The organism is Streptomyces sp. NPDC085937, from assembly GCF_044540535.1.
GTDB lineage: Bacteria > Actinomycetota > Actinomycetes > Streptomycetales > Streptomycetaceae > Streptomyces.
This window is the reverse complement of the sequence record NZ_JBITSH010000010.1, coordinates 229,470-242,532: the sequence shown is the minus strand read 5'-3', so window position 1 is coordinate 242,532 and position 13,063 is coordinate 229,470. Positions and strand designations below refer to the sequence as shown.

Sequence of the window (13,063 nt, the reverse complement as noted above, 5' to 3'; positions counted from 1 at the left end):
CCGTGACCTCTCCCGGGCGGCTCAGCCGCGGCGACCGACTTTTCCTGACGCTCGTCGTCGGACTGCCCCTGCTCGCCCTGCTCGTCCTCGTCTGGTTCCCCGCCTTCGCCTCGATCGCCCTGTCGTTCACCACCTGGGACGGCATCGACCTGTCCGGCATCCACGGGACCGGCGTCGAGAACTACACGCAGATCTTCACCAACTATCCGCCGTTCTGGCCGGCCGCGCGGCACAACGTGATCTGGCTGCTGTTCACGGCGCTGCTCCCGACCCCCTTCGGCATCTTCCTCGCGTACCAGCTCGACAAGAAGATCCGCTTCACCCGCGTCTACCAGACCGCGATCTTCCTTCCGATGGTGCTGTCCCTCGCCGTGGTCGGCTTCATCTGGGAGATCGTCTACAACCCCGACACCGGCCTGCTCAACAGCGTCCTCGGGGCCGTCGGGGCCGGTCACCACATCGACTGGCTCGGCGACCCCGACCTCAACCTGTGGGCCGTCCTCGTCGCCTCGGGCTGGCGGCACACCGGCTACATCATGATCCTCTACCTGGCCGGGCTGAAGAGCGTCGACCCCGCCCTGCGGGAGGCCGCCGCCCTCGATGGCGCCAACGGACGCCAGACCTTCCTGAGGGTGGTCTTCCCGGCGCTCAAGCCGGTCAACATCATCATCCTCGTCGTCACGGTGATGGAGTCCCTGCGCGCCTTCGACATCGTCTACGTCCTCGGCGGCGGCACCGGCAGCAAACCCGGCATGGAACTGCTCTCCCTGCTGATCACCGACAACATCACCGGCGAGGCCGGACACATCGGTTACGGCTCCGCGCTCGCGGTGATCCTCCTGCTCGTGTCGCTCGCGGCGATCGGAACCTTCCTCGTGCAGTCCTTCCGGAAGGAGGACCGGTGACCACCACCGTCGAACAGCGCTCCTCCCCCACCCGGACCGGACCCGGCCGGCCGCCGCAGAACGGTCCCGGGCGCCCGCCCCGCGCCGTCGGCCGGCACCTGATGCTGGGCGGGATCGCCCTGCTGTGGCTCGTGCCGCTGCTGTGGGCCGTCTACACCTCGCTGCGGTCCTACGAGGACACCGCGAGCAACGGCTACTTCTCCCTGCCGCGCAGCTTCGGCCTGGACAACTTCACGGACGCCTGGACCCGGTCCGGCATGCCGCACTTCTTCTGGAACTCCGTCCTCATCACCGTCCCCGCCGTGCTCGGCACGCTGCTGTTCTCGGCGGCCGTCGCGTTCTTCGTCTCCCGTTTCGGCTTCCGCTTCAACGTCGCCCTGCTGATGCTCTTCACCGCGGGCAACCTGCTGCCCGCCCAGGTGCTCATCACCCCGTTGTACCGGCTGTACCTGCTGATCCCGCTGCCGTGGTGGATGAGCGACTCCCTGCTGCTGTACGACTCGCTGTGGGGCATCATCGCGATCCACATCGCGTACCAGTGCGGGTTCTGCACCTTCGTCCTCAGCAACTACATGAAGACGATCCCCAAGGAGATCACCGAGGCCGCGCAGGTCGACGGCGCCCCCGTGTGGCGGCAGTTCTTCCAGATCGTCCTGCCTTTGTGCCGGCCGGCCTTCGCCGCACTGGCCACGCTGGAGTCGATCTGGATCTACAACGACTTCTTCTGGCCCCTCGTCCTGGTCGACACCGGTGACAAGCGGCCCATCACCTCCGCGCTCGCCAACCTCCAGGGCGCCTACTTCACCAACCCCAATCTGATCGCGGCCGGCGCCCTCATGACCGCGATCCCCACGCTGCTGGTCTACTTCGCGCTCCAGCGCCAGTTCATCAGCGGGCTCACCATCGGCTCGAGCAAGGGCTGAGCCGCCCTCGCACCCCCTCGCCGCACCGAGACAACAGGAGGCACGGCCCATGCCGTCATCCCCGAACACTCCCCTGCCCGTACGCGCGCTGAGAGCCGCCGTCGTGCTGGCCCTCAGCGCCGCGGTGGCCACGGCCGTACCGGCCGCGCAGGCCACGCCGCAGACCGTCACGGCCCCGGTGGCGACTGCCGCTCCCCTGGCGGCCAGGCCCTACATGGGCTGGACCAGTTGGACCATGCAGTCGTCCAAGTACCCGGGACTCAACCCCAGGGGCGACTACAGCTACCTCACCGAGGCGAACGTCCTCAAGCAGGCCGACGCCATGGCGGCCAAGCTCAAGCCGTACGGCTACGAGTACGTCAACATCGACGCCGGCTGGTGGATGGACTGGTCGTGGACGCCGCGGTACGACGCGTACGGCCGGCAGAAGGCGGATCCCGAGCGCTTCCCCGGCGGGATGAAGGCCGTCGCCGACCACATCCACTCCAAGGGTCTGAAGGCCGGCATCTACCTCCCCGTGGGCCTGGAGAAGGCGGCCTACGGCGACGGCACCACGCCGGTCTGGAACGCCGAGGGCTGCACCACCGCCGACATCGTGTACCCCGACCTGCGCACCACCAACGGCTGGGACAGCGCCTACAAGATCGACTTCTCCGACCCCTGCGCCCAGAAGTACGTCGACTCCCAGGCGCGGATGTTCGCCGGCTGGGGCTACGACTTCCTGAAGCTCGACGGCGTCGGCCCCGGCTCCTTCAAGAGCGGCGAGAACTACGACAACGTCGCCGACGTGGCCGCCTGGCAGAAGGCCATCGCCACCGCCGGCCGTCCGATCCACCTGGAGCTGTCCTGGTCCCTCGACCACGGACACGTCGAGGACTGGAAGAAGTACTCCAACGGCTGGCGCATCGACACCGACGTCGAGTGCTACTGCGACACCCTGGTCAGCTGGGAGAGCTCGGTCGACGACCGGTGGGCCGACGCACCGGCCTGGACCGCCCACGCCGGACCCGGCGGCTGGAACGACCTGGACTCCCTCAACGTCGGCAACGGCGAGATGGACGGCCTCACCAGAGCCGAGCGGCAGAGCTACGCCACCCTGTGGGCGATCGCCAAGTCGCCGCTGTACACCGGCGACGACCTCACCAGGCTGGACTCCTACGGGCTGTCGCTGCTCACCAACCGCGAGGTCATCGCGATCAACCAGTCGGGCGCGCCGCCCGCCGCACCCGTCACCGCGTCCGACCCGCAGCAGGTGTGGGCCGCGAAGAACCCCGACGGCACCTACACCGTGGCGCTGTTCAACCTGGCCGACGCGCCCGCCCCGGTCACGGCCCACTGGCCGGCCCTCGGCTTCAAGGGCAAGGCCGCGGTACGTGACGTCTGGGACGGCAAGAAGCTCGGCACCCACCGGGACGGGATCACCGAGGTCCTGCCCGCGCACGGCTCCCGGCTGTTCACGGTGACCCCGCACGGCGGCGGCCTCAAGTGGACCGCTCACGAGGCCGAGGCGGGCACCCTGAGCGGCAACGCCGCCACGGCCGACTGCTCCGTCTGCTCCGGCGGCCGCAAGGCCGGCAACCTCTACGGCGGCGGCAAGCTCACGATCGACGACGTGGTCGTGCACAAGGCAGGCACCTACCAGGTCAGGATCTCCTACATCAGCGGTGACGCCCGGTCCGCGTTGGTGTCCGCCAACGGCGGCCGCGCCACCTCGCACACCTTCGCCTCCACGGGTGACTGGTCCACGGTGAACAGCGTCCATGTGCCGGTGCAGCTGAGGGCCGGAGCGAACACGATCACCATCGACAGCGGAAGCGACGGCTACGCGCCGGACATCGACCGGATCGACGTGCAGAAGTAGCCCCGCGCTCAGCGCAGGAAACCCTCGTAGCGGTGCTGTTCGATCTGGCTGCTGATCTGTTTGACGGTTTCCAGGCCCACGCTCACGATGATCAGGATGCTGGTGCCCGTGAGCTGATTGGCGCTGCCGAAATTTCCGAGCGCCACCGTCGGCACCAGAGCGATCAGTCCGAGGTAGAGCGATCCGGGCCAGGTGAGCCGGTTGAGAACATAGCCGAGATACTGCGCCGTGGCCTTTCCTGCCCGAATGCCCGGCACGAATCCCCCGGCCTGTTTGATGTTCCCGGCCACCTCGTCCGGATTGAACGTGATCGCCACGTAGAAGAAGGCGAAGAAGACGATGAGGACGAAGTAGACCGCCACGTAGACGGGGTGGTTGCCCTTGGTGAGGTTGTTGTTGATCCAGTCCGCCCACCCGGTGCCCGATCCGGCGAACTGTGCGACCAGCGCGGGAAGGTAGAGGAGCGACGAAGCGAAGATGACCGGGACGACGCCGGCCTGATTCACCTTCAACGGGATGTAGGTGGCCGTGCCGCCGTACGACTTCCGGCCGATCATGCGCTTCGCGTACTGCACCGGGATGCGACGCTGGGCCTGCTCCACGAAGACGACCAGGCCGACCATGACGAGCCCCACCAGCACGACCACGCCGAAGGCCAGCCATCCTCCGGCGAGTGTGCTCTCCTCCTTGACGGACCACAGCGCGCTCGGGAGCGTGGAGGCGATCGACAGAAAGATCAGCATGGACATGCCGTTGCCGACCCCGCGCTCGGTGATGAGCTCTCCGAACCACATGACGCACGCCGTGCCGGACGTGATGGTCAGGATCATGACCGCGGAGCGGAAGACCGAATCGTCCGGCACGATCTGCGCGGCGGCCGGACAGTTCGGGAACAGGGCCCCGCTGCGGGCGGTCGCGACGAGTCCCGTCGCCTGCAGGACGGCCAGCGCCAGGGTGAGGTAGCGGCTGTACTGGGTGATCTTCGCCTGACCGGACGGCCCTTCCTTCTTCAGCGCGTCGAGGCGCGGGATGACCACCGTCAGCAACTGGAGGATGATGCTCGCCGTGATGTAGGGCAGGATTCCCAGGGCGAAAACCGTGATCTGCAGAAGTGCCCCGCCGCTGAAGAGATTGACCAGCCCGAGGATGCCGCTCGAATCGGAGACGGAATCCACGCAACTCTGGACCGCCCTGTAGTCCACCCCCGGAATGGGGACGTGCGACCCGATCCGGAAGAGCACGATGATGCCGAGCGTGAAGGCCAGCTTCTTCCGCAGATCGGGCGTTTGGAACACACGCTTGAATGCGTTCAGCACGAGGCTTCCTTCAGTGCGGGCCGGCAGCGGGGCCAGTGGCTCGGGTGAGGCGTGTGGTTCACCGCGTCCGCCGTCGGCCCGACGCGCGGGACCGGCGGGCGCCGGTCACCGGCTCCTCGGACCCATGCTGCACGAACCGGCTCGGACCGGCAGGTCCTGCGGCTCTGGGTGAGTTACGGACGCGTCCGGCGAGGCCGGTCCCGCGCGGCTCGTGGCGGGGTCGCGGTCAGGGTGTCTGCCAGATGGTGTCGAAGGCTCCTTGTTGCGCCGATCTGCGTTGCCGTTCCGCGGCCAACTGGGTGATGGCCTGATGGATCGCGGCGAGGACGGCGGTCTCGTCGTCGGCGAGGCCTCCGAACACGTCCGCGGGCGCCTCCGCCATGCCCGCCGCGGCAGCGAGACCGACGAAGACGGGGTCGCCCGCACGCAGGCGGTCGACGCCGTGGCGCACGACGACGGGGCTGACCACGGGGCGGGGGCGGCGGAAAGGGCGGCGGTGCGACCGTGGCGGCCCGTCGGGTTCGGCCGGTTCCATCGCGGCGCCGTAGCGTGCGGCCAGTCCGGCACCGCGGCGCCAGAGCCAGCTTTGCACGGTCTCGTACGGGGGTTCCCGGGTGATCTCGGACGCGGCTTCCAGCAGCATCGGGTCCACGTCGTGCGGCGGGACGACCGGCGTGATCCTGTCGGCCCCGAGGACGACCGCCCGTACGTCGGCCAGGTCGAGCAGTTCGGCACCCGCGAGGACCAGGGACAGGTCCCCCTGGTCGGGGGCCGGGTCGGTGCCGGGAGCGGCAGCGAGGGCCGCCAGATCATGGGCGGTGGTCATGGCGACTCCGTGAGGGAGGAGGAACAGTGCCGGCGGTTGCGGCCGTCGTACGGCCGGTTTGGCCGGCATCTGCATGCTCCACCGGCTCGCGCCGATCGGCGCCCTGGCGGCGCGCCGGGGCCGGGCGCCGGGGGCCGACGGAGTGAACGGCGTACGCGTGAGGGCACGGGCCGTCCGAGGACTCCGTACGCCGTCCGACGGCACGGGGTGCCGAACTGCACGGGATGCCCGAGGGCTGCGGACGCCGGACGGGATGGACGCCTGACGACTGGGGCTGCCTGAGGCGGCGGGTCCGGTCGCGGGCGCGAAGCCGCGTCACGGGGTGCGCGGCGTCAGCACCTCCTGGAGCAGCGCTCCGTACCGCGAGACCAGTTCCGCGCGGTCCATCCGGAGCAGGGTCCGGTCGTCCGCCACCCACAGCGCGTACAGCAGTCCCCCCGCCAGGGCGGCCGCCATGCGCGCACGGACGTCGGCGTCGGGGCCGGACAGGCGGCGGCGCAGGGGCGCGACGAAGAGATGCTCGTGCGTGTCACGCAGACGGTCGTGGATGTGCGGTTCGTTGCTCCCGTGCACGAGGGCGAGGAAGACACCCCGTGCGGAACCGTTGAGATCGACGAGGAGTTCGACGAGCCGTTGCCCCAACTGCTCCTGGTCCACGTCGAGCAGTGGTTCGTCGTCGAGCGTCAGATGCATGGTCTCCAGGAACAGCTGCTCCTTGCTCTTGAAGTGACGGATCACCAGTGCGGGGTCCGTGTCGGCGGCGGCCGCGATCTGACGGACGGTCGTCCTGGAGAAGCCCCTGGCCCGGAAGAGTTCGGCGGCGGCCGAGTGGATGGAGTCACGGGTAGAAGCGCTGGAGCCGGTCTGCAGCATGCGGGTCAGGATAGGCGGCCCCGCGCTTCGCAACTGCGCGTTCACCCAATCACCGGGGACGGCCCGACGTCACGTGAGTGTTTCAAGAAGTTCGGTCAACAATGTTGACTCCGCCTCAGGAGCCCTGCACATTACTTGACGGTAGAACCACCGGTAACCGTTCGGCCAGGCGCTTTTCCCGTCCGCACCGCTCCGTTCCTCGCTGTCGGCATGCCCTGTCGGCCGCCGCACCCGCAGCTCCGCCCCCAGGAGAGGGATCACATGCTGAAGCACGCCCCGCGCAATGTCATGGCCACATCATTCGCGCTCGTCGGTGCGCTCGCCCTGAGCCTCACGGGCGGCACCGCCCACGCGTCCGACTCGCTGGAGTACGTCGCTCTCGGCGACAGCTACAGCGCCGGTTCGGGCGTGCTGCCGGTCGATCTGACCAACCTCCTGTGTCTGCGCTCCACCGTGAACTACCCCCATGTGATCGCGTCCCGAACGGGCGCCCACCTGAAGGACGTGACCTGCGGCGCGGCCCAGACGAAGGACTTCACCTCGTCGCAGTACCCCGGGGTGGCGCCGCAGGTGAACGCGCTCGACGCGGGCACCGACCTGGTGACACTGACGATCGGCGGCAACGACAACGGCACCTTCATCAACGCCATCACCGCGTGCGGCAGCGCGGGTCTGCTCACCCTCGGCAAGGGCAGCCCCTGCAAGGACGAGCACGGCTCCTCCTTCACCGACGAGATCGAGAAGAACACCTACCCCGCGCTGAGGAGCGCCCTTCAGGCCGTACGCGCCAAGGCGCCCAACGCCCGGGTGGCCGTGCTGGGTTACCCGTGGATCACACCGGCCGAGGCCGACCGGTCGTGCTTCGTGAAGCTGCCGGTCGCCGAAGGTGACGTGCCGTACCTGCGTGACATACAAGCCCACCTGAACGCGGCGGTCCGGCGGGCCAGCGAGGAGACCGGCGCCACCTACGTGGACTTCTCCCAGGTCTCCGACGGCCACGACGCGTGCAAGGCCGGCGGAACCCGGTGGATCGAGCCGCTGCTCTTCGGCACCAGCGTGGTGCCCGTCCACCCCAACGCCCTCGGAGAGCGGCGCATGGCCGAGCACACCATGAACGTTCTCGGTCTGAGCTGACGACGCCTCGCCGTCACCGACCGGCCGGGTGGCTCAGGTCACCGTTCAGCAGGACGCGCACGATCGGCGGTCGTCCCCACAGGGCAAGGATGTCGTTGGAGAGGTCGGCGAGCGGTTCGTGGTCGTCCAGACCGTGCGTGGTGACGGCGGCCGCCGCCAGGCCGCGGGGGACGGCCTCCGCGTCCAGCAGGGTCCGCCACTCGGCCGGTCCGGTCTCGAGGTACTCGAGGCCGGCGAGCGCGCCGATCTGCCGGGGGTCGGCGAGGGTGCCCGGGTAGGCGGTGAGGGTACGCAGACGCGGCAGTCCGGTCACCGGCGTGAGATCGACCGGCGCGTCGTCCCACACCCCTATGCAGAGGACCTCCAACTCGGGGTGCGCGGCGGCCTCCACGCTGCGCAGATGCCCCACGTTGACGTGGGCCACGGCCGGCCCCTCGCCCCGGCGGCGGGACCGGCCGCCCCGTCGGCTGTGCGGTCGCTTCCCCCGCACCAGGTCGGTGAGCGAGTCGGCGAGCAACTCGGCTCCGCTGAACCCCTCGTGGCTCAGCAGCACGATCTGTCCCGTGTGACCGGCGGGTCCTGGCGTGAGGTCGACCGCGAGCCGGTCACCGCCGCCGTTGTCACCGAACACGATCCAGCCGGGTGAACCGACGAGGCCCTGGACCGCGTCGTCGGGCAGGGTGACGGGTGCCTCGCAGGCCGCGTATCTCCAGGGAGCCGGCCGGGACGCGCTGTCCGCCACGTACACGTCGTCCAGCGGGAACAACTCGAAGCCGACGACGTCGTACACCTCACTCGCCGACCAGGTGTCCTGCCCCCGGCCCTCCCCCACGCCGCCCACGACCCGGTAGAGGGAGGCGAGTTCGTCGGGGAGCGTCAGATCCAGGCGCGCTTCGGCCGCGCGGACCTCCTCGTCCCGGGCCCCGATGGCGCCGGGCAGCCTGGCGAGCAACCAGCGCTCCAGCGCCGCCCGGTCGGCCGACCGGGCGGGCCGCGCGTCGGGGAACCGCGTGGGCTGTCGCCGCCACGGCGCGGCGACAGCGCCCTCGACCAGCAGCAGCGCCCTCCCGGCAGCCGGCCCGGACTCCACCGCGGTGCTGGGTCCGAGTACCCGCAGGCGGGTCCTGCCCGAGGGGTCGATGTGGGCGGAGAACGTCACGGATTCCGCGCCGGCTGCCACCAGGGCAGCGCGCACACGCTCCACCGCCTCCACTTCCGCGTCGGTGGCCCGCCCGCGCGTGCGGGCCCCTGACGACGCACTCCAGCTCTCGCGCCCCACGGCTCCCGCGATGTGCGCCGTGCCCTCGCCCCGGTCGGCCCAGGCGCGCAGGAGCGGCGCCCATGTCTCGAAGGAGTTCAGGGCCTGCAGGGAGGGTGCGGAGGTCGGCTCGCTCATGCGCCCACCCTAGGTGCGGCGCCCCGCGCGGCAGCCGGCGGCGACGGCCCTGGCTTCTCACCGTCCGCCGCCCGTCCGGATTGCGGAGGGGACTCGGGGGCACGCGCAGTCCCACGACCGACGACGGTGAAGGGGTGACAGCCATGGCCCTGCGACGGGTGCCGACGGCGCAATCTGAGGTCCGGCGGCCCGCGGACCGTGACGACGTCCGTACGCCGCCCCTCCGTCCGCACGACTACACGCCGGCCGACTACGCCGATGCCGTGGTGCGCGGCGCCCGGGAGGCCGGTGTGTCCCCCGTCCTCGTGATGACCGTGCTGCACAACGAGGCGTACAAACCTCACCACCCCTTGCTGGAGCGGTTGTGGCAGTGGTGGAAGCCCGGAGCGTCCTTCGGCGTGGCCAACATGCACCGGGCGACGTTCGAGCGGGTCAGGCGGTCGCACGGCCTGCCGGGACGGTGGCAGGACCTGCGCGACGACCCCGCCTTCGCCATCCGCGCGGCGGCCCTCCACCTGCGGGACCTCGACCGGAGCCTGCCACGGCGGCACGTACGGCGTTACACCCGCGACGAACTCCTGGCCCTCGGCTACAACACCGGCGAACGCAACATGCGCGCCTTCGCCCGCGGTGTCCCGCCGGGGCCCCTGGCACGCGCGTACCTGCGCCGTTTCCGCGCCAACCGGGAACGGGCCGCCGCGTCACTGCCCGACGGCGGCACGGTGCACCCGGTCACGGCGCACAGCGACGCAGAAGTGTGACTCCGTGAGGAGGCCACCGTGCCGGTCGTCGGTGTGAGGCGGTTCAGGGGCGGGTGGCGCGGTCCAGTTCGATCAGGATCGAGTAGTACGCCCGGCCCGTCGCGCGGTCCATGCCGATCTCGCACATGCGGTTGGCGGACAGGTGGGCGTCGTAGGCCCACGAGGTGACTTCCGCGGCTTCCTTCGCCGTCGCGGACGCCGTCAGCTCCTTGTGCAGCATGCCCCGGTCGCCGGCGAAGGCGCAGCAGCCGGCGTCGTCCGGGACGACGACCTCGTCGGCGATCGCGTCCGCTACCGTGCGCAGCTGGTCCACGTCGCCCAGGTGCTGCATCGAGCAGGTCGGGTGCAGCACCGCCGAGCCGGTCGTCCGGCGGACGGTGAGCCGCGGCAGGAGTTCCTCGGCGGCCCACACGACGGAGTCGATCACGATCAGGCGCCCGTGCAGCTCCCGGTTGGCGTCGGTGAGGTAGGGGACGACCTCGTGCTGGATGCCGAGCGTGCAGGAGGACGCGTCGACGACCAGCGGGAGCCGTCCGCCGTCGGTCCAGGCCCAGGCGGCCTCGACGACACGGTTGGCCATCAGCGTGTTGCCGTCCTCGTAGCCCTTGGAGTGCCAGATGGTCGAGCAGCAGGTCCCGGCGACGTCGTCGGGGATCCACACCGGCCGGCCGGCGCGGGCCGACACGTCGACCACGGCCTGCTGGAGCGAGGGGGTGCCGTCGTCCTCGGGTCCGGCGAAGATGCGGTTGACGCAGGCCGGGTAGTAGACGGCGCTCGCTCCCGTGCGGGAGGTGGGCGGTGTGGTGCGGGCGGCGGCGCCCGGGATCTCGGGCAGCCACTCGGGCATCAGGTCGGGGCGTACGGCCTTGCGCGCGAGGCCGGTCGCGGCCTCCAGCAGCCGGTCGCTGATCTTCTCCGCCGCGCCGACCGCGAGGCGTGCCGACGCCTCCACGGTCTTGAAGTGCTGGGCGGTGAGTGCGGCGATCCGCTCCTCGCGCGGTGAGTGCCGGCGGTGGCGGAAGTCCTTCATCATGGCGCCGGTGTCGATGCCGACCGGGCAGGCGATCGCGCAGGTGGAGTCGCCCGCGCAGGTGTCGACCGCGTCGTAGCCGTAGGAGGCGAGGAGTTCTTCCTCCACGGGTGATCCGTCCGGCTGGCGAAGCATCTCCCGTCGCAGCACGATGCGTTGGCGCGGGGTGGTCGTCAGGTCGTGGCTGGGGCAGGTGGGTTCGCAGAAGCCGCACTCGATGCACGGGTCGGCGACGGGCTCGATGCCGGGGATCGTCTTCAGTCCGCGCAGGTGGGCCCTGGGGTCACGGTCGAGAACGACCCGGGGTGCCAGGACGCCCCGGGGGTCGATCAGTTGCTTGATCCGCCACATCAGCTCGGTGGCCCTGGGCCCCCATTCCAGCTCCAGGAAGGGGGCGATGTTGCGTCCGGTGGCGTGCTCGGCCTTCAGCGACCCGTCGAAGCGTTCCACGGTCATCCGGCAGAAGTCGTCCATGAACGCGGCGTAGCGGTCGACGTCGGAGGTCTTCGACGCGTCGAAGGCGAGCAGGAAGTGCAGGTTGCCGTGGGCGGCGTGGCCGGCGACGGCGGCGTCGAAGCCGTGCTCCGCCTGGAGTCCGAGCAGGTCCTGGCAGGCTTCGGCCAGCCGGGACGGCGGCACCGCGAAGTCCTCCGTGATCAGGGTGGTGCCCGCCGGGCGGGAACCGCCGACGGCCGTGACGAAGGCCTTGCGAGCCTTCCAGTAACCGCTGATCACCTTGGGGTCACGGGTGAACGCGTTGGTCACCGAGGCGACCGGCGTGACCAGGTCGAGGCGTTCGACGACCTGGGCCGCCGCCCGCTCGAAGGCTTCCTGGCCCGCCTCGTCGGGCGCGCGGAACTCGACGAGCAGCGCCGCGGTCTCCCGCGGCAGATCGGCCCAGTCGGCCGGCACACCCCGCACGCTCACGGAGGCGCGCAGCGTATTGCCGTCCATCAGCTCGACGGCGATGGCCCCGGCCTCGTTGAACAGGGGTACGGCCGCCGCGGCGGCGGTCAGCGACGGGAAGAACAGCAGGCCGCTGGAGGTCCTGCGGTCCAGCGGCAGGGTGTCGAAGACGACGTCGGAGATGAAGCCGAAGGTGCCCTCGGAGCCGACCATGAGCCCGCGCAGGATCTGGACGGGCGTGGCGCCGTCGAGGAAGGCGTCCAGCCGGTAGCCGTTGGTGTTCTTGATCTCGTACTTGGCGCGGATGCGGGCGGTCAGGTCGGCGTCGGCCTCGATCTCCGCCTTGAGTGCCAGCAGTCCTTCGCACAGTTCGGGTTCCGCGCGGGCCAGCGTCTCGTCCGCGTGCGGGTCGGCCGTGTCGACGACCGTGCCGCTCGGAAGGACGAAGGTCAGGGAGGCGAGGGTGCGGTAGGAGTTGCGGGTGGTGCCGGCGGTCATGCCGGAGGCGTTGTTGGCGACGACGCCTCCGACCGTGCACGCGATGGCACTGGCCGGGTCCGGCCCCAGGATCCTGCCGTACCGGGCGAGGGCCGCGTTGGCCCGCATGACCGTGGTGCCGGGCCGGATCCGGGCCCGGGCGCCGTCGTCCAGGACCTCGATGCCGGTGAAGTGCCGGCGCACGTCGACGAGGATGTCCTCGCCCTGCGCCTGTCCGTTCAGACTGGTTCCGGCGGCGCGGAAGACGACCTGACGGTCGTGGTCACGGGCGTACGCCAGCACCGCCGACACGTCGTCGGTGCTCTCCGGGAGGACGACGACCTGCGGGACGAACCGGTAGGGGCTGGCGTCGGAGGCGTACTTCACCAGGTCGGAGATCTTCCACAGGACCTTGCCGGGCCCCAGGAGCGCGGTCAGTCCGGCGCGCAGCGCCTCGGGGGTGCCCGTGGCCCCGTCGTCGGGCACCCGGTCGGCGGCGGCGGCACGGGCCGTGCCGGGACGGAGGGTTTCCGGCTTGGGTTCCAGCAAGGGCATGACGTTCGACTCCCACACGATGTCGGTCGGTGCTGTTCAGCGTACGGCGGCGGATTCCGGCCGGTCCCGCCGGTCCCGCCGGTCCCGCCGGACCGGCGGG

10 protein-coding genes are annotated in these 13,063 nt (G+C 70.5%); 5 read left to right on the top strand and 5 right to left on the bottom strand.

From position 1 onward, the window contains the following. Window positions 1–2: 2 nt before the first annotated feature. The 3 genes from ACIF8S_RS22230 to ACIF8S_RS22220 are packed head-to-tail and all read left to right on the top strand — an operon-like array spanning window position 3 to window position 3,689. Window positions 3–905 (top strand): carbohydrate ABC transporter permease, encoded by a 903-nt coding sequence (locus tag ACIF8S_RS22230; RefSeq protein WP_400001128.1) that lies wholly within the window; start codon window positions 3–5, stop codon window positions 903–905. Continuing rightward, a complete protein-coding gene (locus tag ACIF8S_RS22225; RefSeq protein ID WP_400001126.1) occupies window positions 902–1,828 on the top strand; it encodes a carbohydrate ABC transporter permease in 927 nt (308 codons plus the stop codon). The genes ACIF8S_RS22230 and ACIF8S_RS22225 overlap by 4 nt, the downstream gene beginning before the upstream one ends. A gap of 49 nt (window positions 1,829–1,877) precedes the next feature. Further along, a complete protein-coding gene (locus ACIF8S_RS22220) occupies window positions 1,878–3,689 on the top strand; it encodes an alpha-galactosidase D (protein ID WP_400001124.1) in 1,812 nt (603 codons plus the stop codon). A gap of 8 nt (window positions 3,690–3,697) precedes the next feature. Here ACIF8S_RS22220 and secY read toward each other — a convergent pair whose 3' ends face one another. The 3 genes from secY to ACIF8S_RS22205 form a co-directional block, all read right to left on the bottom strand. Next, the gene (gene secY, locus ACIF8S_RS22215; protein WP_349796173.1) at window positions 3,698–5,005 is read right to left on the bottom strand and encodes a preprotein translocase subunit SecY; all 1,308 of its coding nucleotides are present in this window, start codon (window positions 5,003–5,005) and stop codon (window positions 3,698–3,700) included. Window positions 5,006–5,231: 226 nt separating this feature from the next. Continuing rightward, window positions 5,232–5,831 carry a GPP34 family phosphoprotein gene (locus tag ACIF8S_RS22210; protein WP_400001123.1) on the bottom strand — a complete coding sequence of 200 codons (600 nt, stop codon included), beginning with the start codon at window positions 5,829–5,831 and terminating at the stop codon, window positions 5,232–5,234. A 315-nt stretch (window positions 5,832–6,146) separates the two neighbouring features. After that, window positions 6,147–6,704 carry a TetR family transcriptional regulator gene (locus ACIF8S_RS22205; protein WP_400001121.1) on the bottom strand — a complete coding sequence of 186 codons (558 nt, stop codon included), beginning with the start codon at window positions 6,702–6,704 and terminating at the stop codon, window positions 6,147–6,149. A 261-nt stretch (window positions 6,705–6,965) separates the two neighbouring features. On the opposite strand from ACIF8S_RS22205, the gene ACIF8S_RS22200 reads away from it, so the two are divergent. Continuing rightward, window positions 6,966–7,838 (top strand): SGNH/GDSL hydrolase family protein, encoded by an 873-nt coding sequence (locus tag ACIF8S_RS22200; protein WP_400001119.1) that lies wholly within the window; start codon window positions 6,966–6,968, stop codon window positions 7,836–7,838. A gap of 13 nt (window positions 7,839–7,851) precedes the next feature. Here the strand turns inward: ACIF8S_RS22200 and ACIF8S_RS22195 are convergent, their stop codons facing one another. Continuing rightward, window positions 7,852–9,234, bottom strand: coding sequence for an SMI1/KNR4 family protein (locus ACIF8S_RS22195; RefSeq protein WP_400001118.1), 1,383 nt, complete (start codon window positions 9,232–9,234; stop codon window positions 7,852–7,854). Between the two features lie 143 nt (window positions 9,235–9,377). Between ACIF8S_RS22195 and ACIF8S_RS22190 the strand changes: the two genes are divergently transcribed. Next, a complete protein-coding gene (locus ACIF8S_RS22190; RefSeq protein WP_400001116.1) occupies window positions 9,378–9,995 on the top strand; it encodes a lytic transglycosylase domain-containing protein in 618 nt (205 codons plus the stop codon). A gap of 43 nt (window positions 9,996–10,038) precedes the next feature. Here the strand turns inward: ACIF8S_RS22190 and ACIF8S_RS22185 are convergent, their stop codons facing one another. Beyond that, window positions 10,039–12,963, bottom strand: a complete 2,925-nt coding sequence (locus ACIF8S_RS22185; RefSeq protein WP_400001115.1) for an FAD-binding and (Fe-S)-binding domain-containing protein — start codon at window positions 12,961–12,963, stop codon at window positions 10,039–10,041. Window positions 12,964–13,063 lie beyond the last annotated feature (100 nt).